Source organism: Desulfofustis glycolicus DSM 9705 (assembly GCF_900130015.1).
Lineage (GTDB): Bacteria > Desulfobacterota > Desulfobulbia > Desulfobulbales > Desulfocapsaceae > Desulfofustis > Desulfofustis glycolicus.
In genome coordinates this window covers 100,087-125,404 of the sequence record NZ_FQXS01000012.1, presented here as the reverse complement: position 1 = coordinate 125,404, position 25,318 = coordinate 100,087, and the positions used below count along the sequence as shown (strand labels likewise).

18 protein-coding genes and 1 pseudogene are annotated in these 25,318 nt (G+C 59.1%); 12 read left to right on the top strand and 7 right to left on the bottom strand.

The features are described from left to right. From BUC26_RS23590 to BUC26_RS11415, 3 genes and pseudogenes are all read left to right on the top strand, one after another. A pseudogene (locus BUC26_RS23590) lies at positions 1-275 on the top strand (IS1634 family transposase); the annotation flags it as partial. 338 nt (positions 276-613) lie between these two features. Then, entirely contained in the window at positions 614-2,779 is a 2,166-nt protein-coding gene (gene ppk1 / locus BUC26_RS11420) for a polyphosphate kinase 1 (protein ID WP_073376103.1), read from the top strand. Positions 2,780-2,943: 164 nt separating this feature from the next. Beyond that, the gene (locus BUC26_RS11415; protein WP_073376101.1) at positions 2,944-3,153 is read left to right on the top strand and encodes a dodecin family protein; all 210 of its coding nucleotides are present in this window, start codon (positions 2,944-2,946) and stop codon (positions 3,151-3,153) included. Positions 3,154-3,185: 32 nt separating this feature from the next. Here BUC26_RS11415 and BUC26_RS11410 read toward each other — a convergent pair whose 3' ends face one another. The 7 genes from BUC26_RS11410 to BUC26_RS11375 all read right to left on the bottom strand — a co-directional run bounded on the left by BUC26_RS11410 (position 3,186) and on the right by BUC26_RS11375 (position 11,829). Beyond that, positions 3,186-5,072 carry a bifunctional acetyl-CoA hydrolase/transferase family protein/GNAT family N-acetyltransferase gene (locus tag BUC26_RS11410; RefSeq protein WP_073376099.1) on the bottom strand — a complete coding sequence of 629 codons (1,887 nt, stop codon included), beginning with the start codon at positions 5,070-5,072 and terminating at the stop codon, positions 3,186-3,188. Between the two features lie 271 nt (positions 5,073-5,343). Continuing rightward, positions 5,344-6,501, bottom strand: a complete 1,158-nt coding sequence (locus BUC26_RS11405; protein WP_073376097.1) for an acyl-CoA dehydrogenase family protein — start codon at positions 6,499-6,501, stop codon at positions 5,344-5,346. 26 nt (positions 6,502-6,527) lie between these two features. Further along, positions 6,528-7,310: an enoyl-CoA hydratase-related protein gene (locus tag BUC26_RS11400; RefSeq protein WP_073376095.1), complete on the bottom strand. Its 783-nt coding sequence runs from the start codon at positions 7,308-7,310 to the stop codon at positions 6,528-6,530. 34 nt (positions 7,311-7,344) lie between these two features. Further along, complete coding sequence (locus BUC26_RS11395; protein WP_073376093.1) at positions 7,345-8,091, bottom strand: DUF6125 family protein; 747 nt, start codon at positions 8,089-8,091, stop codon at positions 7,345-7,347. Positions 8,092-8,436: 345 nt separating this feature from the next. After that, entirely contained in the window at positions 8,437-9,642 is a 1,206-nt protein-coding gene (locus BUC26_RS11385) for a M24 family metallopeptidase (RefSeq protein WP_073376089.1), read from the bottom strand. A 39-nt stretch (positions 9,643-9,681) separates the two neighbouring features. Next, on the bottom strand, positions 9,682-10,530 hold the full coding sequence (locus tag BUC26_RS11380) for a 3-hydroxybutyryl-CoA dehydrogenase (protein WP_073376087.1): 849 nt from the start codon (positions 10,528-10,530) through the stop codon (positions 9,682-9,684). Positions 10,531-10,650: 120 nt separating this feature from the next. Then, entirely contained in the window at positions 10,651-11,829 is a 1,179-nt protein-coding gene (locus BUC26_RS11375; RefSeq protein ID WP_073376085.1) for an acetyl-CoA C-acetyltransferase, read from the bottom strand. Positions 11,830-12,185: 356 nt separating this feature from the next. Here BUC26_RS11375 and potA point away from each other — a divergent pair, with 356 nt between their 5' ends. The 9 genes from potA to icmF all read left to right on the top strand — a co-directional run bounded on the left by potA (position 12,186) and on the right by icmF (position 25,277). Continuing rightward, positions 12,186-13,277: a spermidine/putrescine ABC transporter ATP-binding protein PotA gene (gene potA, locus BUC26_RS11370; RefSeq protein ID WP_073376083.1), complete on the top strand. Its 1,092-nt coding sequence runs from the start codon at positions 12,186-12,188 to the stop codon at positions 13,275-13,277. Continuing rightward, on the top strand, positions 13,267-14,118 hold the full coding sequence (potB, locus tag BUC26_RS11365; protein ID WP_073376081.1) for a spermidine/putrescine ABC transporter permease PotB: 852 nt from the start codon (positions 13,267-13,269) through the stop codon (positions 14,116-14,118). Before potA ends, potB begins: the two co-directional genes overlap by 11 nt. Further along, on the top strand, positions 14,115-14,888 hold the full coding sequence (potC, locus tag BUC26_RS11360; protein ID WP_073376079.1) for a spermidine/putrescine ABC transporter permease PotC: 774 nt from the start codon (positions 14,115-14,117) through the stop codon (positions 14,886-14,888). Before potB ends, potC begins: the two co-directional genes overlap by 4 nt. Beyond that, a complete protein-coding gene (locus BUC26_RS11355; protein WP_073376077.1) occupies positions 14,878-15,918 on the top strand; it encodes an extracellular solute-binding protein in 1,041 nt (346 codons plus the stop codon). The genes potC and BUC26_RS11355 overlap by 11 nt, the downstream gene beginning before the upstream one ends. 24 nt (positions 15,919-15,942) lie before the next feature. After that, positions 15,943-17,751 carry a cation:proton antiporter gene (locus tag BUC26_RS11350; RefSeq protein WP_073376075.1) on the top strand — a complete coding sequence of 603 codons (1,809 nt, stop codon included), beginning with the start codon at positions 15,943-15,945 and terminating at the stop codon, positions 17,749-17,751. A 281-nt stretch (positions 17,752-18,032) separates the two neighbouring features. Further along, the gene (locus tag BUC26_RS11345; RefSeq protein WP_073376073.1) at positions 18,033-19,799 is read left to right on the top strand and encodes an acetate--CoA ligase; all 1,767 of its coding nucleotides are present in this window, start codon (positions 18,033-18,035) and stop codon (positions 19,797-19,799) included. A gap of 74 nt (positions 19,800-19,873) precedes the next feature. Further along, positions 19,874-21,022 (top strand): acyl-CoA dehydrogenase, encoded by a 1,149-nt coding sequence (locus BUC26_RS11340; RefSeq protein ID WP_073376071.1) that lies wholly within the window; start codon positions 19,874-19,876, stop codon positions 21,020-21,022. Positions 21,023-21,190: 168 nt separating this feature from the next. Then, positions 21,191-21,832: a TetR/AcrR family transcriptional regulator gene (locus BUC26_RS11335; RefSeq protein WP_073376070.1), complete on the top strand. Its 642-nt coding sequence runs from the start codon at positions 21,191-21,193 to the stop codon at positions 21,830-21,832. Positions 21,833-21,998: 166 nt separating this feature from the next. Then, positions 21,999-25,277, top strand: a complete 3,279-nt coding sequence (gene icmF / locus BUC26_RS11330; RefSeq protein ID WP_073376068.1) for a fused isobutyryl-CoA mutase/GTPase IcmF — start codon at positions 21,999-22,001, stop codon at positions 25,275-25,277. Positions 25,278-25,318: the final 41 nt, after the last annotated feature.

Genomic DNA, 25,318 nt, shown 5'->3' with positions numbered 1-25,318 from the left:
TGCTGGCGTATCTGATCCGGCGCAAGCTGGCGGATGCCTGGCGGGATCTGGACGTGACCGTCGAGGAGGGGTTGAAAAAATTATCAACCCTGTGCGCGATGGAGCATGAAATCAACGGCAACCAGACCGGTGGCATGCTCAGCGTACCACAGCCACGGCCAAGTCTGGCTCGGTTATTCTCAGCACTGACGATTACCCCGCCCAGTGCTCTGCCGCGTCGGACTGGTCACGTAGACAGCAGAAGGAAGCTGCCGAGCAGGAGAAAATCGAAATAAATTCAGAATATTGAGGGGCAAAATCGGCCTTTCTATATTTGGAACATCCGTTAAAACCTGTTCCCCGTTGGTTGGAAAATCGATGGTTCTTGATTATCACCGCGTTATCCCGTACCATTAGGGAACCTTGAAAAATTGTCATTTCGTCCAATCTCATCGTTGCGTAATCAAATTTTATCCTCGGAATATCATGCATATGCCTGCGGTAAAATTTTCTTACGCGCCTCGATCTTGAACGAAATTCCGAATTTTTCAAGCTCCCCATTATAGGTAGAAGAGGCACATCTACACTTTTTTCAGCCAGCGACAATCATCTCCGATTGAGGAAAGACCGCCCCATGCCGCCGAGAAAACAAGCTCCCAAGACGTCCACCAGTTTCGACCTCGACAGCCCCGAATGGTACCTGAATCGGGAACTGACCTGGCTCGCCTTCAACAAACGGGTGCTGCACGAGGCACTGGACGAGCGGATCCCCTTACTGGAGCGAATTTTCTTCGAGGCGGTGGTCAGCTCCAACCTCGATGAATTCTTCATGAAACGCATCGGCGGCCTGAAGCAGCAAGTCGGCGCCGGCGTCAAGAAGCTGACGGTGGACGGCATGCTGCCGCAGGAACAGATCAACTCGAGCCTGGCGGTTGCCCATGAGATTCTCCTCGAGCAGCGCCGCATCGATGCCCAGCTGCGTGAACTCCTGGCCAAAGAAGGAATCATTTTCCTGCGCTACGAAGAGTTGAGTCCCCAGCAGAAAAAGGAGATGGATGCGTTCTTCAAACGGGAGATCTTTCCGCTGCTTACCCCGCAGGGCATCGACCCCGCCCATCCGTTCCCGTTTATTTCGAACCTCTCTTTGAATCTGCTCGTCACGACCAATGAAGTCGGCTCCAACATCGAGCATCTCAACCGTATCAAAGTGCCGCTCGGGGCCGGAATCCCACGCTTTATCAAAATCGGCGGCAAAGATCACTACCTAACGTTCGAGGAGTTGATCGCCCACAATCTGGACGACTTGTTTCCCGGCCTGGTAATCCAACACTGTGAATTTTTCCGCGTCATCAGAAACGCCAATACGGACCAGCGGGGCGAGCAGGCCAACGATCTGTTGTCGATGATCGAATCGGCCCTGCGCGATCGCAAATTTGCCGACATCGTCCGGCTCCAGGTCGCTTCCGGCATGCTGCCGGTCCATCGCGGCAAACTGGCCGCCGAGCTCGACATCGACGAACAATACGATGTCTCCGAGGCACCCGGCATCCTGGCAAAACGCGATCTGATGGAAATCTGGAAGATCGATCGACCGCACCTGCACTACCCGTTCCACCACCCGTGCGACCTGCCGGAACTGCTCATCGACGAGCCCAATATCTTTCACATCATCCGTCAGCACAAATCAATGCTGTTGCAGCACCCGTATGAATCGTTTGAGACGTCGGTGGAGCGGTTTCTCAAAGAAGCAAGCACCGATCCGAAGGTCCTCGTCATTAAGATGACCTTATACCGGACCAATCCCGATTCACGGATCATCCGCTATCTGATCGACGCCGCCCAGAACGGCAAACAGGTGGCGGTGGTCGTCGAACTGATGGCCCGCTTCGATGAATCGGCCAATATCAAATGGGCGGAAGCGATGGAAGAGGCCGGTATTCACGTAACATACGGGGTCATCGGCCTGAAGACCCACAGCAAGGTCATTCTGGTGGTCAGGCGCGATTATTCCGGTCTGCAGCGCTACGCCCATATCGGCACCGGCAACTACCATTCAGGAACGGCACGGCAATACAGCGATCTCGGCCTGCTGACCAACGACCAACAGATCTGCGAAGACCTGACCGAATTGTTCAACTACCTGACCACCGGCTATGCCCCGATTCGCAAATACCAGAAAATACTGCCGTCGCCGAACATTCTGAAGAAAACGCTGCTGAAAAAAATCGCTCGCGAAATCGACCTGCACACACCGGACAAACCCGGCCTTATCCAGTTCAAATGCAATGCCCTGGAGGACAAGGATATCGCCAAGGCCCTCTACCAGGCTTCCCAGGCCGGGGTTCACGTCGATCTGATTATCAGGGACACGTGCCGGCTGCGGCCGGGCATCAAAGGGTTATCAGAGTCGATCTCTGTTATCTCGGTCGTCGGTCGATTTCTCGAACACGCCCGTATCTATTACTTCAGAAACGGCGGCCAGGAAGAATACTTCATCGGTTCCGCCGACCTGATGAAACGAAATCTGGAAGAACGGGTCGAGGTCGTCACTCCCATCGAGGGTTCCGTCTTACAAAAACGGCTCCGGGAAATCATTGACGTGCAGTTGGCCAACAAGCGCAGCGTTTGGGAAATGAGGTCTGACGGCAGCTATAGCAAACGGCAGCCCGGTGAAAAAGATGATGCCCGCACCGTTCCGGAAATCATGATCGACCTGGCCGAGCAGCGGCTCGCTACCTCACCGTTCGCCAAGAAAAACCGGCTCAAATCGGTCAAGAAAGGCTCGCGAAAGAAAAAATAGTGGAATTGCCGTTCTCCGGGAAACGATGAGTCGTGGGACGACCCCGAGCCCGCCGGATGTTATTGACAGCGACGCCGCCCCTGACATACAATTGTTCTTCAGGAGGCTGTCTCGGCCCCCTCGCCCCGCATCGCCCGGCGATGCATCACGATAAGGAGACAACCATGGCTCAGAGTGTCTACAAGATTATCGAACTGGTCGGAACAAGCAGCAAGTCCTGGGAAGACGCGGCAAAATCAGCCGTTGAAACCGCCGCCAAATCACTCAAGGACCTACGGATTGCTGAAATATCGGAACTGGACATGCAGATCGACAAGGGCAAGGTGGTTACCTACCGGGCACGGGTCAAGATCTCGTTCAAATACAAGCAATAAGTCGGCGGCGCCGGTTTACGGCCGGTACCGGGTCAGGCCAGTTCATCAAACCGGCAGGACAACACCAACTCGCCGTCTTCAAGTTGTTTCTTGACCTGGTAGGGCAGGGTCTTGAACAGCGCGATCATTCCGGTGTTGGTCGGAAAGGTATAAGCGATCAATCCGGCCACACCGCTTTCCCGGGCGGCGCCGGCAAGTTTTTGTAAAAACAGGCGTCCGAGTCCCTTGCCCTGGTATTCGGGACTGATCGAGAAAGCCACCTCGGAGAAATTTTCGTCTTTGAGGCGCATCGACTCGGCCACCCCGATCACTTTGCCAAAGCCGAATTCGCCGACCACCGCTACCAGCGTCAGGCTATTGACGTAGTCGATCTGCGAACGGATTTCCACGTCCTTGCGGGCAAAGATCGTTTTTTGCCCGAAGAAGCGGGAAACGACATCTTCCTTCGACAAGGAGTAGTAGTGCTCCTGGATGCGCCGCTCGTCAACCGGTTTGGCCGGCCTGATAACCACGTCCTCGCCGTCGATCTCGATGGTCTCCTCGAGGCGCACCGGATAGACCGCCTTGACGGCCTCACCGAGACTCCGTTCCAAACCGATCAGCCCCTGCTCCTTGGCGGCTTCGAATAGGCGCTCACGATAATCGGGATGGGCGATGGAAATCATCGCCACGACGCGTTCCTGTAGACTCTTGCCGAACAGATTGACCGCGCCGTATTCGGACACCACGTAATGGACATCCCCCCGGGGCACCACCACCGCCGTATCGCCCAGGGTCGGGACGACGCTGGACAGCGGTTCGCCGTCCGGCCCGGTTCTCGTCGAGCAGAGCATCAGGATCGACTTGCCGCCCGGCGAGCGGCGCGCGCCCCGGACGAAATCAGGGATGCCGGACACACCGGCAAACCGGGTTATTGCCGATGCCTCCGCGGCAACCTGCCCGGTCAGATCCATCATATAAGCGACATTGAGGGAAACCATGCGGTGATGCTGGGCGATGACAAACGGATCGTTGACGTAGTCGGAAGGCCGGAAATCAACGGCCGGATTATCGTTGAGAAATTCGTAGAGATCCTGGCTGCCGACCGCCATCGAGGCCACCATCTTCCCTTCGTTGAGGCCCTTTTTCATATTGGTGATATTGCCCTTGGCGTAGAGCTGCATGATATCGTCGGTCAGGAATTGCGAATGAATCCCCAAGTCCGACTTATTCTCCAGTCCCCTGACCGTGGCCTGGGAAGCCGCATCGAGACCGATCTGCAAGGTCGAGCCGTTCTCGATCAGGTGGGTGATATGGCTGCCGATCTGGTTGGCCGCTTCGGACACGGCCCGGGACGGAGGCACCGAGAGCAGTTCTTCTTCATATTCGACAAAGTAGTCGACATAATTGACATGGATAAAGCTCGACCCCATGACCCGCGGCATTTTCGGGTTCACCTGGGCAATTAACAAATCGGCCGAACGGCTGGCGGCCATAGTCACATCCACGGAAATGCCGAGGCTCATCCAGCCGAAATCATCCGGCGGACTGACCTGGACAAGAGCCACGTTGAGCGGCATCTTGCGGGAGAGAAAGAGACCGGACACATCAGACATGTTCATCGGCGTGATAAAGCGCCGCTGCTGGCCGATCGCCTCAATTGTCGCCGAACCGAGATAGATGGAGCGGATATTGAGCGAGGTGTCTTTGGTCCGATCGGCAATCGCCGTCAGCGACGCCGTTTCCCGACCGAGCAGGCGGACAATCTCCAGGCCACTGAAGACGTTGGCTTTTTCGGTCAAGGCCTGGACCAGGTGTTGCGGTTCACCGCAACCGGACCCGATAAAAACCCGCTGCCCCGACTTGATCTGGTCGATGGCCGCAGCCCCGGATATCCGCCTCTGCAGATACCTGTCCGCCCAATATTGAGAAGCCGGCATAACGTGTGCCCCCTGTGCTGGTTAAACAAAGAGCCCGGTCGACATCGGCCGGGCCGCTGTCGCGGGATTGGTTCAATCCATGATAGCACAGAATCGGCAGCCTCAATAAAAAATTGCGGAGCTGCCGCCAAAAGCCGCACCAATTCTGCGGCGGAAGACTTCTTATAGTAGGTAGTAGCGGGAGCCAGGTTAAAAGTAAGAAGTCAGTCGGGGGACAGGTTGAAACCTGTCCCCCGATAATAAAGACTCGTCCCGCCGGTGGCGGGCGGTATCAGCTGAACTCGCCGAGGATGGCCCGGGCGATGATCAGTCGTTGAATCTCGCTGGTTCCCTCGTAGATTGTCGTAATACGAGCATCCCGGGCATAGCGTTCCACCGGATAGTCGCCGGTGTAGCCGTAACCGCCGAGCATCTGCATCGCATCGTAACAGGCCCGGTTCGCCACTTCGGTGGCAAACACCTTGGCCATCGATGTCTCCTTGGCAAAAGAGCGTCCCTGTTCCTTGCGAAAAGCGGCCTGCATCAACAACAACCGGGCCGCTTCCAACTCGGTGTAACGATCGGCGATTTTCCACTGAATTGCCTGGAACTCACTGATCTTCTTGCCAAATTGCGCCCGCTCGAGGGTGTAGCGAGTGGCCACATCCATCGCCGCCAGGCCGATACCGAGACCGAGCGAGCCGATGCCGATCCGACCTCCGGACAATTCGGTAACCGCGGTCCGGAAACCGTCGTTGATCGTGCCCATCAGGGCATGGCCGGGAATTCGACAGTCCTGTAAAAGTACTTCATTGGTCGACGAGGCATGCTGCCCCATTTTCCGCTCCGCCTTACCGATGACCAGTCCCGGGGTACCCTGCTCGACCAGGAAGACGCTGATGCCCTTGCCTTTCGGCGCTTGCGGGTCGGTCACCGCCCAAACCACGAAGACACCGGAACAGGCGGCACTGGAGATGAAGAGTTTGCTGCCGTTGAGGATCCATTCGTCGCCATCTCGCACGGCGCTGGTGATCATTCCGGCCGGGTCGGACCCGGCTCCGGCCTCGGTCAGGGCAAAGGCGCCGGCAAGGAATTCTCCGCTGCAGATTTTCGGGATATAGGCCCGCTTCTGCTCTTCGCTGCCGAGCGCCTGAATCACTTCGCAGACCATGTTGTTCACCGAGACGGTCACCGCCGTCGAGGCACAGGCCTTGGCCAACTCGGTGATCGCAACGCTGAAGGCAACCACGCCCGCCTCCGAGCCGCCGTACTCGTCACGGACATTGAGGCCCATAAAACCGAGTTCGGCAAGTTTCCGCAGATTGGCATAAAAGATCTCCAGGTCGCCGCCTCGATCGAGTTCTGCCGCCACCGGGGCCAGTTCCGCCGCGGCAAATTCCCGGGCAGTCTCCTGGATCAGTTTCTGCTCTTCATTGAGGTCGAGATTCATTGTCGGCTCTCCCGTCTCCCCTCCGGTTAATGATCACCAAACATCGCCGCGCGCTTCTCGAGAAACGCCTGCATGCCTTCCTTCTGATCAGCGCTGGCAAAGCAGAGCCCGAACAGATCGGCCTCCTGGCGGCAGGCACTGTCGATGTCGAGTTCCATGCCGGCACGTACCGCCTCCTTGCACAATTTGATACTAATCGGCCCTTTTTTTGCTACGTTGGCCAGGATCTCCCGGCAGTGCGGCAGCAACTGCTCGGGCGTGACGACCCGGTTTACCAGGCCGAGCCGATACGCCTCGTCGGCGTCGATCATATCCCCGGTGAGCAATAACTCCAAGGCGGGTCCGACACCGATCAAACGGGGCAGTCGCTGGGTTCCCCCAAAACCGGGAATGACGCCGAGATTGACTTCCGGCTGGCCGAACCGGGCGTTGACCGCAGCGATCCTGATATCGCAGGCCATGGCCAGCTCGCAGCCGCCGCCGAGGGCAAAACCGTTGACCGCAGCAATGACCGGTTTGGCAAAGGTCTCGATGGTGCGCATCACCCGCTGTCCGAGTAGGCCGAACGCTCTACCGGCTAAGGCATCGAGGCCCTGCATGGCGGCAATGTCGGCACCGGCGACAAAGGCCTTGTCCCCGGCACCGGTAATGATCACCCCGACCAGTTCACGGATGGTCGCCAGTTCGGCAAAACAGCCGAGCAATTCCTCCAGGGTTTCCCGGTTCAGCGCGTTGAGCGCCTTCGGCCGGTTGACGGTGACGACCGCCACTCCCTCCTCGTATTCACAGAGCAGGTTGTTCATCTGCATGGATCCTCTCCTCCTCTCGTTGTCCGAGCCGATTTCACTGCTTGATGCTGAAACGCCAGGCGCAGAACCAGTGCGGCGGATGCGCATCGGGCGGACAACCGATGCACTCGGTAACAATACGCTCGTCGATAGCCCGGGCGAAATAGCTGTATTCGACCAGCCCTGCGGATTTGCACGGATAATCAGGCAACCCCTTGCGCATCCTGGCCTGCTGAACCCGACATTCATCCATGCGAAAGACGAAAGAGTCCTCTTTCTCTTCGGCAATGGATTGGCGGTTGATACAGGCATAGACCCGGTAATTCAGGGCACGTTTCAGGCCGTCCAGACCCGGCCGTTCCGGCAGGTCGAGCAAGCGCTTGATATCGGAGGACTCGAACGGCGAGAAATGGGCCCAGCAGGAATCATTGCACCGCTTCGCTTCATTCAGGCCCTCGGATCGTTCGATGGCCTGGAACCAGACGCCGTCATTGACCAGCCAGTTCTTGGCGACCCGCTCCTTGAGCTGCAGCAACCGCTCGTGATTCATGGTCAGCAGCGGTTCGGGAATCCCATCGACCAGGGAAAACCCGAGCAGCCGGGCCAGGTGTTTGAGTTGGATCGCGGAGCTGGTTCGAAACACCTCATGGAGCAACTCTTCGGCCCGCTGCCGGCCCATCTGGTGCCTCACTTCGGTAAACCACAAGACGTGGTGCACCATGGTCCGGTGCAGCAGGTCGATAATAAACGCGGCCGTTTCCCGCTGCTGAGCCTCGGGGCTGTGCCCTTGTTCTTCGCTCATCGTCGCTCCTCCTTCAATCATCACCAGCAGAACACCATCGACGGAACAAGTCTCGTCCAAAGGCGGGACAGGTTTTAACCTGTCCTCCGCTAACTACTGTCCTCCGCTAACCACCGCCCTCTGCCAAAATAATCGCCGTGGTCGGAAGGGCTGGCCGGCCCTGCCTCCGGCTGCTGCGCTGCGGCCTGATCGGCTGGCCTATGAGGCCGGCAGACAGGCCATCCATGGCCTGGCCGCCGGCGGCGGACGTCCTGCCCGCCGCCCTTCGGGCCTGTTTCTCCGACCCGCCGGGCCTTCGCGATGCAGCCTCCGGCAGGACCGACCAGCCCGGGGGAATGTTCTCCACTACCCCGCGAGCGAAATGACGGACTCGGGGCTGCTGGTCAACGATTCGAGACCGTCTTCCCCGACCAGGTGGGTGTTCTCGATACCAACCACGCCGCGGCCCGGGAAGATCACCTTTGGCTCCAGCGCCAGAACCATGCCGGTGGCCAGTTCCATCTTCTGCCCCTTGGCGATGAAGGGGTATTCGTCCAACTCCAGGCCGACGCCGTGACCGGTAAAACGGATCCGTCGCTCACCAACCCCCATGAACCTGTCACCATAACCCAACTCATCGGCCCGGGTGATCATCTGTTCGTAGAGTTCGCCGGTCCGCGCTCCGGGTCGGGCCGCCGATTTCATCTGCTGCTGGAGATCGAGCATCGCCTCGTGTGCCGCCAGCAACTCATCGGACAGCCGGCCGATACAGAAAATGCGGGCGTGATCGGCGCAATAACCGTTCAGAGCAAAGACATAATCGACGAGGATCGGCTCATTCCGGTCGATCGGCCTGAAGCCCGCCCCTTGACTGACCAGCGGGCTGACCCCGGCGCCACCGGTCGGCGAGGCAAGATAACTCGGCACCGCCGCGGCATCACCAGACATCAGGTGACCATAAAAGAGCTCACCACCCCACAACCGCATCCGCACGATGCCCTGGTGCCCGAGGCTGCGGGCAAAACCCTCCAGCTCCCCGGCAGCGGCCACTTCTGGTTTCCCTTCGGCCAAAATCTCCGGGACCTTGGCAAAGACCTGATCGGAGCAGCGGGCAGCCCGCCTGATCATCTCCACTTCATAGAGTGACTTCACCGCCCGGACCAGTCGGATGTCATGCGCGATATCGACAATTTCGGCGTCGGCGAAGATCTGCCGGTAGCTGAAATAGAGGTTGGCCGGCAGCACATCGAGTTCAAGGCCGAGCACCTTCGGGGCCGGGTAACCGTATTCGGCCAGCATCGCCGGCAGCTTTTTGGCACTGGCCAGCGAGGCCACCTGCTCCCAAGCCGACTCGGCGCAGGCCCGCTGGTAATCCTTGAAAATCAGCAGCAGCGGCGCCCCGGTCGCCGGAACATAGAGCCAGCCTTGCTGTGCGGTCGATGCGAAGTAGAAAAGATCCGTCTTCTGGATGATCAAGGCACCGTCGACCCGGCCTTGCATGGCCCGCTGCAGCTTGCCGACCCGCTCGTTCAGTTCGGCGGCCGGTACGATACCGTCATAATGCTGCTCCATGGCCCCCTTGCTATTCACGGTTTGCCGGCCGTCCCGGGATCAATACTGATAAAAGCCACGGCCGCTCTTGCGGCCGAACCAACCGGCCTCGACATATTTTCGCAGCAACGGACAGGGACGATATTTCGAATCCTTGAACCCGTCATAAAGGGTTTCCATAATCGCCAGGCAGGTATCCAGCCCAATCAGATCGGCCAGGGCGAGCGGGCCCATCGGGTGGTTCATACCGAGCTTCATCACCGTGTCGATATCTTCCGGTTTGCCGACGCCCTGATAGAGGCAGAAGATTGCTTCGTTGATCATCGGCATCAGGATCCGATTGGCCAGAAACCCCGGATAATCACCGGCCTCGGCCGGTGTTTTGCCAAACCGCTCGCTCAGACTCCAGGTCAGGGCAAACGTTTCCTCGGACGTCCGAAGCCCCCTGATGACTTCGACCAATTTCATCACCGGCACCGGGTTCATGAAATGCATGCCGATCACTTTTTCCGGCCGCTTGGTCTGGGCACCGATCCGGCCGATCGGGATAGACGAGGTATTGGTCGCCAGGATCACGTGGTCTGGACATACTGTATCGAGTTCGCGAAAGAGGCCGAATTTGAGCTCCTCCATCTCGACTGCCGCCTCGACCACAAAATCGACGCCGGCCAGGTCGGTCAAGCGGGTGGTAGTGCTGATCCGGCCGCGGATCGCCCGGCAGGTTTCCTGGTCCAGTTTACCCTTGTCGACGCTGCGCTGCAGATTCTTCTCGATGGACTGCACCCCCCTGGCCGTGCAGTCGTCGTTGATATCGCTCATTACCACGTCGAGCCCGCTTGCCGCAGCGACCTGAGCGATGCCACTGCCCATCTGGCCGGCACCGACGACGCCGAATGATCTGATTTCCATGAGCCCTCCTCGGCCGGCCGCGATCGACCGGACCTACGATTGACAATACCGTGATACCGTGTTCGGACAGCCGGGCCCCCATGCTGGCGGCCCGGCTGTCCGAACAACAACCTTCCCGGATCAGCGGTTGACGACCAGGGCGACGGCCTCGCCTCCGCCGAGACACAGCGAGGCAACACCCCGCCTGACGTCGCGCCGAATCATTTCGTGCAACAACGTGGTCAAAACCCGCGCACCGCTTGCCCCGATCGGATGGCCGAGGGCGACACTGCCGCCGTTGACGTTGACTTTCTGCGGATCAAGGGCCAGCACCCGGTTGATCGCGGTCGAGGCACCGCTGAAGGCCTCGTTGATCTCAAACAGGTCGACGTTTTCGATACCGACGCCTTCTTTTTTCAACACCTTCGGAATGGCGTGAATGGGCGCCATCAGGATATATTTCAGCTCAATCCCGTGTGACGCCTGGGCGCCGATCCGGGCCAGGACCTGACAGCCCAACTCCGTTGCCCGGGCTTCGCTCATCACTACCAGCGCCGCGGCGCCGTCGCTGATGATCGAGGCATTGCCGGCCGTGCCGACGCCGTCCTTGGTGAAGGCCGGCCGCATCTTGCTCAAGGTGGCAAAGCTCGTCTCGGTCGGGCACTCGTCAACGGAGAACCAAACCGGCTCCTTGGTTTTGCGCTGTGGTACCGGTACCGGTGCGATTTCATCGGAGAAGCGGCCGTCACCAAGGGCCTGCAGGGCGCGGGCATACGATTGTTCGGCAAAACGATCCTGATCTTCCCGGCTCACGTGCCAACGCTCGCTGATGAACTCGTTGGACATGCCCATGTGAAAATCGTTGACCATATCCCAGAGACCGTCATTGATCATGTGATCTTTCAGGGTCCCATGCCCCATCCGCTGTCCCCAGCGGGCTTTCTCCAGATAGTAGGGGGCCATGCTCATGTTCTCCATGCCACCGGCAACAACCACGTCGGCGTCACCGCATTGGATGGCCTGGGCCGCGAGCATCACCGACTTGAGCGACGACCCGCACACCTTGTTGATCGTCAGCGCCTCCATTTCCTCGGGCAACCCCGCCTTGATAGCCGCTTGTTTCGCCGGGTTCTGGCCATAGCCGCAGGGCAGAACCATTCCCATGATGCACTCGTCCACCACCTGCTGCTCGATGCCGGCACGCGCAATCGCTTCCCTGATAACATGTGCCCCAAGGTCGGTCGCCCCGACGGTGGACAATGTTCCACCGAAACTGCCCAACGGCGTGCGAACGGCACTGACAATTACCGCTGTGTTCATTGACTCACCCGATCTGCTGATATGGTAGTGTTCCGGCTTCCCGCACCGCAGCATGCCTGCCGGTCGCCGCCGGTCAAGCGGCGGCTCTGCCGAGAGGTCGTCCCTGGCTGCAGGAATGTCCCTTTCCGTCTCCGACCAAGCGCTCGGTCGTTAACCGTGATGTTTACCAGCTCTTCCCTTTTTGTCAATCATTTTCACCGCTCTGCAACGGGTGAGAAATAATCCTTGCACCACCGCACCAGATATGCTGTATGGGGGGGGAAACGGCGGTACGCGTACGAATCGTCTCCAGCGCCGAATCGTCCATAACCGGTATGGACAAGACCTTATGACCTCAACCAACACACCAGGGATTCATGAGCAGTCTCGTTCTATCGATTCGCGAGGTAGCCAAAGCCTTTGACGGCCACGATGTCCTCAGCGACTTCTCCCTTGATGTAGCTCATGGCGAGTTTATTACCCTGCTCGGCCCATCCGGTTGCGGGAAAACAACGCTGCTCCGGCTGATCGCCGGTTTCGAAGCGCCCGACCGCGGATCGATTCTGCTCGACGGCATTGATCTTCTGCCCCTGTCTCCGGAAAAGCGGCAGGTCAACACGGTCTTTCAGAGCTACGCGCTGTTTCCGCACATGACGGTATTCGATAATGTCGCCTTTGGCCTGCGCCTGAAAAAAATCAAAGGCCTTCCATTACGGGAGCGGGTCGAGGCGGTCCTCGCCGAAACCAAACTGTCCAGCTTCTCTTCCCGCTTTCCCGGCCAGCTCTCCGGCGGCCAGCAGCAGCGGGTGGCGATCGCCCGGGCAATTATCAACCGCCCGCGGGTCCTGCTGCTCGACGAGCCGCTGTCGGCACTGGACGCCCGGTTGCGACGGGATATGCAGATCGAATTGAAGCGGTTGCAACGCGAGCTGAACATCACCTTTATCCTGGTCACCCACGATCAGGAAGAAGCGCTGTCCATGTCCGACCGGGTCGTCGTCATGCGCGACGGTCGTATTGCCCAGACCGGCACGCCCCGGGAAGTCTACGAAGAGCCGAACAGCCTCTATGTCGCCCGGTTCATCGGTGACATCAACCTGTTGCCGGCCACGGTCGAGCAGCGACTCGACGGAAAATACCTCAGCGTCTCGCTGTTCGGCCACACTACGCCGGCCCGCTCCGGACGCGACCTCGCTCCCGGCAGCGGCGTGCAGATTCTGCTCCGGCCGGAAGACCTGCGGTTGACCGATGACGCCCGGCACGGTATGCCCCAGCTACCGGGCACTATCATCGAACGGAGTTACCGCGGCGCCACCTTGGATACGACCATTCAACTCGATGCCGGTCCTGTGGTCCGGGCCTGTGAGTTCTTCGACGAGGACGACCCCGATTTCGATTACCGTATCGGTGAAAAAGTTTCGGTATCATGGGTCCATGGCTGGGAGGTCGTGTTGCCTGATGAAGAGTAGGACGAGGACTCTGATAATCGCCCTGATCGGCTTCTGGCTTGTTGTTTTCGGGGTACTGCCGATCCTGCTGCTCCTCTTTGCCAGCTTCCTTGGCCAGGACCCGGAGGCCTTTTTCGAGCTGTCTTTCTCCCTGGACGCTTATCGGCAACTCGTCGATCCCGGCTATCTCAGAGTCCTGTTGCGCTCGATCTGGCTGGCCGTATTGACCACCGTCTTCTGCCTGATCATCGGCTATCCCTTCGCCTGGCTGACGGCCCGCCTCAACCGCCGCACGCGGATGCTGGTGCTGATCTTGCTAATGATCCCCTTCTGGACCAATTCATTGGTCCGGACCTATGCTATTCGGATGGTCCTCGGTACTCAGGGGCTGCTCAACACGCTGCTCCTCCACCTCGGCATCATCGACACCCCGATCAGGCTGCTCTATACCGATACCGCCGTTGTACTCGGCCTTTTCTACCTGATGCTGCCGTTCATGATCCTGCCGCTCTATGCCACCATGGAGAAATTCGATTTCCGCCTGGTCGAAGCGGCCCGCGATCTCGGGGCCGGATTCCCTGCCACCTTTCGCAGCATCGTCTGGCCGCTGACCCTGCCCGGCGTACTGGCCGGCTGCATCATGGTCTTCGTGCCGACCATGGGTCTGTTCTACGTTGCCTCCCTGCTCGGCGGCGCGCGCCAGTTACTCGTCGGCAACCTGATCCACCAACAATTCCTCAACGCCCGCAACTGGCCACTCGGTTCAGCGACCAGCGTCGCACTGATCATCATCATGGCGCTGATGCTCTGTGTCTATTGGCTGTTCATGAGAAACCTGGCCCTGCGGAGCCATCAGCCATGAATGCGGTGCGACTGATCTATTTCACGCTTATCTTCGGCTATCTCTACCTGCCGATCATCGTGTTGATCATCAACTCCTTCAATGCCAACCGCTACGGCCTTAGCTGGGATGGCTTCACCCTGCAATGGTTTCCGGCCATGCTGGCCAACGCCGGGCTGATGGAAGCGGCAAAAAACTCATTGGCCGTGGCCTTCTCGGCGGCGACGGCGGCAACGCTGCTCGGGGCACTGGCCGCCATCGGCTTTCGTCTCTACCGCTTTGCCGGCCGGCGCATCCTGCAGGGCACCTTGATGACACTGATGATGGCACCGGACATCATCCTAGCCATCGCCTTGCTGGTCCTGTTTGTGATGCTCGGCGTTTCACTCGGGTTCTGGTCTCTGCTGCTGGCCCACATCACCTTCTGCCTGCCGTTTACGACGATGACCATCGTCGCCCGGCTCCAGGGATTCAATCCGTTTCTGCTCGATGCCGCCCGCGACCTTGGCGCCTCGGAAAGCCAAGTCCTCGGCCGGATCGTGCTGCCATTGCTCAGTCCCGCTTTGATCGCCAGCTGGTTGCTGGCCTTTACGCTGTCTCTCGATGATGTTATTGTCAGTTCGTTCGTCACCGGCCCGTCTTTCGACGTGCTGCCGCTGAAAATCTTTTCGATGGTCAAGGTGGGCGTCAAGCCTGAGGTCAACGCGTTGTCGACCCTGATGGTCGCCTTGTCCCTGGTACTGGTGATTATCAGTCAGCTTTTATTGAAGGAGAAAGAACATGGCGCCTAAACGATTTTTGCAAACAATCTGCCTCTGCACCCTGCTCTGCGCCTTTCCGGCGTCAGCCGCAGAAAAAGTCTATATCTACAACTGGACCGAATATATCCCCGACACGGTCCTCCGGCAGTTCACAGCGGAAACCGGCATCGAAGTCATTTATACCACCTACGACAGCAACGAGACCATGTACGCCAAGCTGAAGCTCGTCGACGACGACGGCTACGACCTGGTGGTACCATCCACCTATTACGTCAACAAGATGGGCCGGGAAGACATGCTGGTGGCGCTCGATCATGAACTGCTCCCGCATCTCGGCGATCTCGACCCGAACCTGATGGATCGGCCCTTCGATCCGGGCAACGTCTATTCCATCCCTTATATGTGGGGATCGACCGGCATCGGGGTCAACAGCAACGAGATCCTGCCGGAAACCATCGATTCCTGGCAGGATCTCTGGAAGCCCGAATTCAAGGGCCGCCTGCTGCTGCAGGACGACATGCGCGAAGTCTTTCACATGGCCCTGAAGATCAAGGGATACTCGAGCAACAGCCGGGATCCCGAACAAATCGAGCAGGCCTACCAACTTCTCCGGGAGCTGATGCCCAATGTCCTGCTCTTCAACAGCGATTCGCCGCGACTTCCCTACCTGGCCGGCGAAGTGAGCATCGGCATGATCTGGAACGGGGAGGCCTGGATGGCCCAACAGGAAAATCCGGCCATCGTCTATATCTACCCACAGGAAGGCGCGGCCTTTTGGGTCGACAGTTTCGTGATTCCGAAGGGGGCGCGCAACATCGAGAACGCCCATGCCTTCATCGATTTCATGCTCCGGCCCGAAATCGCGAAAATCTGCGTCGAGGAAAACGGCTATGCCACACCGGTACTCGGCGCCATCGCGTTGCTCGACGAAGAAGTCCGCAGCAGTCCGGTCATCTTCCCGGCCGCCCGGATCGTCGAAAACGGCGAATTTCAGACCGATGTCGGCGAGGCCCTGCCAATTTACCAGCAGTATTGGGAAAAACTACGGACGGGCCAATAGCCCCGCAGCGGTCGAGCCTGAACAATGGCAGGACATGAGGCCCTGATCGTAATCGCCGGAGCGTTCCTGACGGCTGCCTGCTGCCAATGGCTGGCCTGGCGGGTTAATCTGCCGGCGATCCTGTTTCTGCTGCTGGCCGGCATACTGGCCGGACCGGTACTCGGCGCGCTCGATCCGGACCGGTTGCTTGGCGACCTGCTGCTGCCCTTCGTCTCGCTGAGCGTTGCGATCATCCTCTTTGAAGGCAGTATTACCCTGAAGTTCCATGAGTTGCGGGGCATCCAAGGGGTCGTCCGCAATATGCTGACCTTCGGTCTGGTAATCACCTGGCTGATCACCACCGTCGCGGCCCATTTCATTACCGGTCTCGGTTGGGAGATTGCCTTTCTCTTCGGGGCGCTGACGGTCGTCACCGGACCGACGGTAATCGCCCCCCTGCTGCGGGCGGTCAGGCCCACTCCGGCGGTTGCCGGGGTTTTGCGTTGGGAAGGGATCGTCATCGACCCGATCGGCGTGGCGCTTGCCGTCCTCGTCTTTGAATTCATCGTCGCCGACAGCACCCAGCAGGCCTGGAGCCGAACCGTTCTGGTCTTTGCCCAGATCGTCGGTGTCGGCGCCTTGATCGGGGTGACCGCCGGCTATCTGTTCGGCCTGGTGCTCAGAAACCGCGCCCTGCCCGACTTTTTGCAGAACGTGGCCACCCTGACGATGATCTTCGTCACCTTCGTGCTGGCCGACACCTTGCAACCGGAATCGGGACTGGTCACCGTTACCGTATTCGGCGTCTGGCTGGCCAATATGCCGGGCGTAACCCTCGATGAAATCCTGCGCTTCAAGGAGAACCTCAGCGTCCTGCTGATTTCGCTGCTCTTTCTGCTGCTCACCGCCCGCCTCGACCTGACCGCCCTGATCGGGCTCGGCTGGGGCGGGGGTATCGTCTTTCTGATCGTGCAATGCCTGGCCCGGCCGGTCAATGTCCTGCTCAGCTCACTTGGCTCGCGCCTGCGGCTGCAGGAGCGCCTTTTCCTGGCCTGGGTCGCCCCACGCGGTATCGTCGCCGCGGCCATTTCCTCGCTGTTCGCCCTCAAGCTCGAATCGGCCGGTTTTGCCGATGCCCACCTGCTTGTCCCGCTGACCTTTACCATCATTATCGGCACCGTTCTGCTGCAAAGCGCCACGGCACCACCGCTCGCCCGCTTGCTCGGCATTACCAAGCAGGAACCGCGCGGCTTTTTGATCATCGGCGCCAACCCCGTCGCCCGGACAATCGGGACCGCCCTGGCCCGACAAAACGTCAGGGTGCTGCTCGCCGATACCGACCGGAATCAGATCAAAATCGCTCAGCAGGAAGGCCTGGAAACCTACCAGGGCAACCCATTCCCCGATTATGCCGATCAGCGTCTCAATCTGGCCGGCATCGGCACCATGCTGGCCCTATCGCCGGACGACGACATCAATTATGCGGCTGCCCTCCGCTATCGCCAGGAGCTCGGTCGGAACAACCTGTTCATTATCAGCGGCGACCACAGCGAGACCGACGCCACCGCTCCCCGGTGGACGCCCTCGCATCGGCTCTTCAACCGATTCTGCAGGCCGGTCTCTTACCGAAAACTCCATGAACTGCTGACCAGCGGAGCGGAGATCCGGGGCGAGCCGCTGCCTCAGCAGCAGGCCATAGACGCGCCCGAACAATGCGACACCGAGGCGATCCCCCTTTTCTTTGCCGATCCCGACGAGCGGATCATCGTCTTCGGCAGTCATTTGCGCCGGCCGCCGCCGACCGGTTCAACCTTGTATTCGCTCTATCCCGCTGATATCCGAAACAACGACTGATAAGCAACGAGACTCGGAGCTGCCCTGGCGGCGTGAGAGCGACAACGTGAAAGTGAGCGGGGGACAGGTTAGAAACCTGTCCCGCCGTTGATCGAGCTTTATCTCGCCACCGCTTGAAATTTGTTCCCGAGAAAGCGCTCTTGAATCAAAATAATCTTTGACAAACATCACCGTTTATTATCATATAAGAACCGATCGAGCGCTCGGTAGTGACCGGTCGCGGGGCTGTCCATGTCTATGGCCGCACAACTCATAGAAAACCTATTCGCTGCGGAGGTATTATGGGTATGAAGACGCTGTATCAGGAAGTGATGGACCTGAACCAAATGGAGGACAGCGACCCAAAAGAGGCTGCTGCCAAGGCCTTTTTCGAAAAACTCAACGCGATGGAAATGCCCGAATACTTCAACTGGGCGCAGGAGATCTTCGAAGACTTGCACGTCAAAGAACGGGGTGACAAAACAGCCCTGATCTGGACGGACATTCACAGCAAAGAGATCAGGCAGTTCACCTATCAAGAATTTGGTGCCAATGGCAATCGCTGCCTGAATCGTCTGCGCAGCGCCGGGGTCGATAAAGGCGACAACCTCTATATGATGATACCCATCGCCCCGGAGACCTGGTTTTCCACCTATGCCTGCATCAAGGGCGGCATCGTCAACGTGCCGACGGCAACGACCATGACCCTGCGGGAAATGGAATTTCGCTTCCGCACCTATCCACCGGATTGCATTATCGCCGCAGAAACCTTTACCGAAATGATCGACGAGGCGCTCGATCTGACCGGCTCGAAACCAAAAATCAAGATCGTTCTGGGAAGCAAATCGGGATGGATCAGCTACGAGGAACTGGCCAAGGAGTCACCGGAAGCGATCAGCGCCAAAACAAAATCCAATGACCTGCTCTTTTGCTTTTTCACCTCCGGCACCACCGGCCTACCCAAGCGGGTCGGACATACGTCGGTATCTTATCCGGTCGGTCACCTGTCCACCTCGGTGATGGCCGGTCTCCGGACCGACGATATCCACCACAATCTCGGTGCTCCCGGCTGGGCCAAATGGGCCTGGAGCTCGTTTTTTGCGCCCCTCAATGTCGGCGCCACCGCCACCGCGTTCTCCTTTACCGCCCTTGACGGCATGGCCTACATGGAATGCCTGACCAAGCACAAAATATCGGTTTTCTGCGCTCCGCCGACGGCCTGGCGAGCGTTCATCAACCTCGACACCTCCGGGTTCGACTTCTCACACCTGCGCCAGTCCATCGGCGCCGGCGAACCGCTGAATCCCGAAGTCATCACCCGCTGGCATAAAATGACCGGCACCGAAATCCGGGACTTCTACGGCCAGACCGAATCGACGGCAATGATCGGCAATGCCCCCTGGATGAGCGGCAAAATGCGCAAAGGCTCGTTCGGCCGACCCTCGTTTATGTACGACGTCGCTCTGGTCGACGACGAGGGCAAGGAAATCACCACCCCCGACGAACCGGGTCATATCGTCGTCCGCCTCGACCGCTGGCGGGCTATCGGCCTGTTCACCGAATACATCGGTAACCCGGAAAAAATGGCCGGCGTCTTTATCGACAACTACTATTATACCGGTGACCGGGCCAGCATCGACCAGGACGGCTATTGGTGGTTTGTCGGTCGCAGCGACGACGTCATCAAATCATCGGATTTCCGGGTAGGCCCGTTCGAGGTGGAAAGCGCCCTGATGGAACATCCGGCCGTTGCCGAGACCGCCGTGGTCGGTGTCCCGGACGAGAAGCGGCACCAGTTGGTCAAGGCCTTCGTGATCCTCAAGCAGGGACAGCAGCCGTCCCGGGAACTGGCCCTGGACATATTCCGGCACACCATTGACATCCTCGCCAAATTCAAGATCCCGCGCATCATCGAGTTCGTCACCGAGGTCCCGAAGACGCTGAGCGGCAAAATCAGGCGCGTCGAATTGCGCGAGCGCGAGATCGAGCGGCAGCAGCAAAGCGGGCAGACGCCGGCGCAGGAGCACTATTATTGGGATTTCCCAGAACTGTCTTCCAAGAAAGGATAATACCGGCAGGTGCCGGGCGCCGACTGCATCCTCGCGCCCGGCACCTGCCGCCAGATTTCTCCGGAGCATGAACCATGATTTTTGAATTGAGTGAGGAGCAACGGCTGATTCGCGATACGGTACGGGATTTTGCCACGGCGGAAATCGCCCCGTCGGCCGGCGAACGTGACGAACAGGAGCGGTTTGATCGGTCGTTGATGTTCGACAAACTCGCCGAACTCGGGCTGACCGGCATCATTTTCCCCGAGCAGTACGATGGCGGCGCGGCCGATTACATCAGCTACGCCATTGCCGTCGAGGAACTCTCTCGGGTCTGCGCGTCCACCGGCGTTACCCTGTCGGCCCACATCTCGCTCTGCGCCAACCCGATTTTCCTGTTCGGCACCGAGGAACAGAAACAACGCTTTCTCGCTCCGCTGGCCCGAGGCGAGAAACTCGGCGCCTTCGGCCTGACCGAACCGGCTGCAGGCTCCGACGCCGGCAGTACTCGGACCACCGCGGTAAAAACCGACCGCGGCTGGCTGCTCAACGGCACCAAGATCTTTATCACCAACGCCGGCGATGCCGACACCTATGTGGTGCTGGCCCGGACCGATAGGGATGCGAAAAAGCACCACGGCATCAGCGCCTTTGTCGTGGAGAAAGGAACACCGGGGTTCAGCTTCGGCAAAAAGGAAAAGAAGATGGGCATTCGCTCGTCACCGACCATGGAGTTGGTCTTCACCGACTGCCTGGTGCCGGCGGACAACCTGCTCGGCGCCGAGGGAGAAGGATTCCGGGTGGCGATGAAGACCCTTGACGGCGGCCGTATCGGCATCGCCGCCCAGGCCCTCGGCATCGCCCAGGGAGCACTCGACCTGAGCATTGCCTACGCCCGAGAGCGCAGCCAGTTCGGCAATCCGATCGGCTCCTTCCAGGGCGTCCAGTTCCAGCTGGCCGACATGGCCACCCAGACCGAGGCAGCGCGGCTGCTCGTCTACCAGGCCGCCTATCGGGCCAGTGCCGGCCTGTCCTATTCACAGGCCTCGGCGATGGCCAAACTGATGGCCAGTGAAACGGCGATGAAGGTGACCACCCAGGCCGTCCAGATCTTCGGCGGTTATGGCTATACCCGGGATTTCCCGGTGGAGCGAATGATGCGCGATGCCAAGATTACCGAGATCTACGAGGGCACGAGCGAGATCCAGCGACTGGTCATCGGCTCCTCGCTGATTAGGGACTGATGACCGGCCGGTGTTGTGAGCATTGAGAGGCTGAAAAAGGGATCACTACAAGCGTGCTGCTGCAATTTCCCTTTTGTTCCGCCATCAATTTAGCTAGGGTTATCGATAGCGGGACCATAACGAATCGACAGAGTATCCGACACCACCCCTATTGAAGAGACACAACCAATGCTCACCACAGACACCAAAGAAGTCGCCACCCAGATCAAGAACAAAGAACTGGTCAAAGAACGCCGCCGCCAGATCGTCGACGCGGCGGTGCCGCTGTTTATCGAACGCGGCTATCACAAGACCACAACCAGGGCCCTGGCCCAAGCCACCGGCCTTTCCATCGGTTCCATGTACGAATACATCTCGACCAAGGACGATGTCCTCTACCTGGTCTGCAGCGCCATCCATGCCGAGGTGGAAAAGGCCGTCAAAGAGGCGCTCGGCCGGCCCCTTGTCGGCAAGGCCGCTCTGGCCGAGGTTATTCGTGAATATTTTCTGGTCTGCAATCGGATGAGCGATCACATCCTGCTGATGTACCAGGCCACCCACTTCCTGCCACCGAAGTGGCAGGCCAAGGTGCTGGAAGCGGAATTGCGGATCACCGATATTTTTATCAAGGCCATGCGGGAGCTGAAAAACAGAGGAATGCTTCCGGAACTGGACGACGATACCATCAACCTGATGGGCCATAATATCTCCGTGCTCGGTCATACCTGGGCCTTCAGAAGATGGTATTTCGCCAAAAACTTCACCATCGAGCAGTATATTGAGCAGCAGACCGATTTCATCATGAGGTTCCTGGTCGAGACCAAGGGCTGACTATCACCGTTTTCCCCTCCTCTGCTCGTTTCACTCCGGTTCGGGAAAATCGGTCCTTCAGCCCGTTCCATCTCACCGTTTTGAATCTCTCGGCTGCCAAACGCTAAGTCCGGATCAGCCCGCCTCGTGGCGGGCTGCACTCTCCGCCGCCAGAAAGGAAGCTGACATGAACGCACCGATCACCGTTTACAAGCCCCGTCACCACGTCCGGATCATCACCGCCACCTCACTGTTCGACGGTCATGACGCATCGACCAATATCATGCGCCGCATTCTCCAGGATTCCGGAGTCGAAGTCATCCACCTGGCCCACAACCGCTCGGTCCAGGAACTAGTCGACACGGCCATCGACGAAGACGCCCAGGGTATCGCCATGTCCAGCTACCAGGGCGGGCACATGGAATCGTTTACCTACATGATCGATCTGCTCCGGGAAAAAGGCGCTGCGCATATCAAGGTGTTCGGCGGCGGCGGCGGCGTCATCGTCGCCGACGAAATCAAACAGCTCGAGACCTACGGCGTCACCAAGATCTACTCGCCGGAGGACGGCGCCACCATGGGCCTGCAGGGTATGGCCAATCACATGGTCGAGCTGATGGATTTCTCGACACTTGATTTTCACCAGCTCCAGCCCGAACATCTCCACCACGACAACAAACGGCTGCTCGCCGCCTATATCACCGCCCTGCAGCTGGCCAAGACCGAAGACCCCGAGGCCCTGGCCCGCCTCCAAAAACAGATCAAACCGCTCGCCGATCGGCACAACCCGCCGGTCATCGGCATTACCGGCACCGGCGGTGCCGGCAAGTCATCGCTGACCGACGAGATTATCGTCCGCTTCCTCCACGACCTGAAAGATATCCGCATCGGCATCATCTGTTGCGACCCGTCGCGCCGCAAGACCGGCGGGGCACTGCTCGGCGACCGCATCCGGATGAACGCCATCGCCAACTCGGACCGTGTCTACATGCGCAGTCTGGCGACCAGGGACTCGGCCCATGAGGTTTCCGAAGCCCTGCCGGAAGCGATCATGGCCGTCAAGGCCGCCGGGTTCGACCTGGTTATCGCCGAGACCGCCGGCATCGGCCAGGGTGACTCGCGGATCATCGATCTGGCCGACCTGTCCATCTACGTGATGACCAGCGATTACGGGGCGCCGTCGCAGCTGGAAAAAATCGACATGCTCGATTACGCCGATATCATCGTCATCAACAAATTCGAGAAAAAGGGCAGCGACGACGCGATTCGCGACATCCGCAAGCAGGTGCAGCGTAATCGCAAGGCCTTTTCCACCAAGCCCGAGGAGTTCCCGGTATACGGAACAATCGCGTCCAAATTCAACGATGACGGGGTCACCGCTCTGTATCACGGGATCATTGAACAGGTGGCCGACAAGACCGGGCGCCGCTTTACTGTATCTCTGCCGAAACCAGCCGGCAAAGTATCCTCGTCGAAAGTTATCGTCATCCCGCCTGAGCGGATTCGCTACCTGGCGGAAATCGCCGATTGCGTGCGCGCCTACCACCGCCGCACCGGCGAGCAGGCCGAAGCGGTCCGCCGCCTCCACCACCTACGCCACAGCGCTGAACTGCTCGTCGCCGGCGACGACGATGCCACCGCAACGGCGCTCAACGTGCTGCAGCGCAAAATAGATGAACTCACCGGCGACGTCGACAAGCAAACCGAAGAACTGCTCGCCGCCTGGCAGCAGATCAGCGCCGACTATGCCGGCGACGAGCTGGTCTATACGGTCCGTGGCAAAAAAGTGCGGGTGCCGCTGTTCACCACGTCCCTGTGCCACTCGCGCATCCCGAAAATCTCCTTGCCCCGCTTTCAGGATCCGGGCGATATCTACCGCTGGCTGCGCACAGAGCACCTGCCGGGTTATTTTCCTTATACCGGCGGGGTCTTCCCACTCAAGCGGGTCGCCGAAGATCCGACCCGGATGTTCGCCGGCGAGGGCGGGCCGGCCCAGACCAACCGACGTTTCAAGTTATTGTCGGAAAACTACGAGGCCAAGCGACTGTCCACCGCCTTTGATTCGGTCACACTCTACGGCTGGGACCCGGCCGAACGGCCCGACATCTACGGCAAGATCGGCACGGCCGGGGTCAGTATCTGCACCCTGGACGACGTCAAACTGCTCTATGACGGATTCGACCTGTGTAGTCCGACCACGTCGGTGTCGATGACCATCAACGGCCCGGCACCGATCATCCTGGCGATGTTCATGAACACCGCCATCGACCAGCAGATCGAGGCCTTCCGCAGCGCTCAGGGGCGCGAACCCAATGAGTCTGAAAATGAGCGAATCCGTGCCGATGTCCTGGGAAATGTTCGGGGCACGGTACAGGCCGATATCTTGAAAGAGGACCAGGGGCAGAATACCTGCATCTTCTCGATCGAATTCGCGTTGAAGATGATGGGTGATATCCAGGAATTCTTTATCGAAAACAAGGTCAGAAATTTCTACTCGGTATCCGTGTCCGGCTACCATATCGCCGAGGCCGGCGCCAACCCGATCACTCAGCTGGCCCTGACCCTGTCCAACGGCTTCACCTATGTCGAGTATTATCTGGCCCGGGGCATGCACATCGATCAGATCGCCCCGAACCTTTCCTTTTTCTTCTCCAACGGTATGGATCCTGAGTACACGGTCATCGGCCGGGTGGCACGGCGCATCTGGGCGGTGGCCATGCGCGAAAAATATGGAGCGGTCGCCGGTTCACAGCGGCTTAAATACCATATCCAGACCTCGGGACGCTCCCTGCACAGCCAGGAGATCCAGTTCAACGACATCCGCACCACGCTGCAGGCACTCTGCGCCATCTACGACAATTGCAACAGCCTGCACACCAACGCCTTCGACGAAGCGATCACCACCCCGAGTCAGGAGTCGGTGCGCCGGGCACTGGCCATCCAATTGATTATCAATAGGGAGTGGGGCTTGGCCAAGAACGAAAACATGAACCAGGGCAGCTTCATCATTGAGGACCTGACCGACCTGGTCGAGGAGGCCGTACTTGCCGAATTCGACCGGATCACCGAACGGGGCGGCGTGCTCGGGGCCATGGAGACCGGCTACCAGCGTAGCCGGATCCAGGAAGAATCGATGTACTACGAGCGCCTCAAGCATGCCGGCGAGTATCCGATCATCGGCGTCAATACCTTCCGCAATCCCGACGCCGACTTCGACCAGCTCAACGCCACCCTCGAATTGTCCCGCGCCTCCGACGACGACAAAAAGGAACAACTGCGCCGGTTGGCCGCATTTCAGCAGCGCCACCGGGAGGAGACGCCGCAAGCCCTCGATCGCCTCAAACAGGTGGCCCTGAGCGGCGGCAATCTGTTCGCCGAACTGATGCACACCGTCAGGTATTGCAGTCTCGGCCAAATCACCGGTGCCCTCTACGATGTAGGCGGCCAATACCGCCGCAACATGTAAACACATCCCTGCGGCAACGACAGGTACCGGGTAATCTCGCG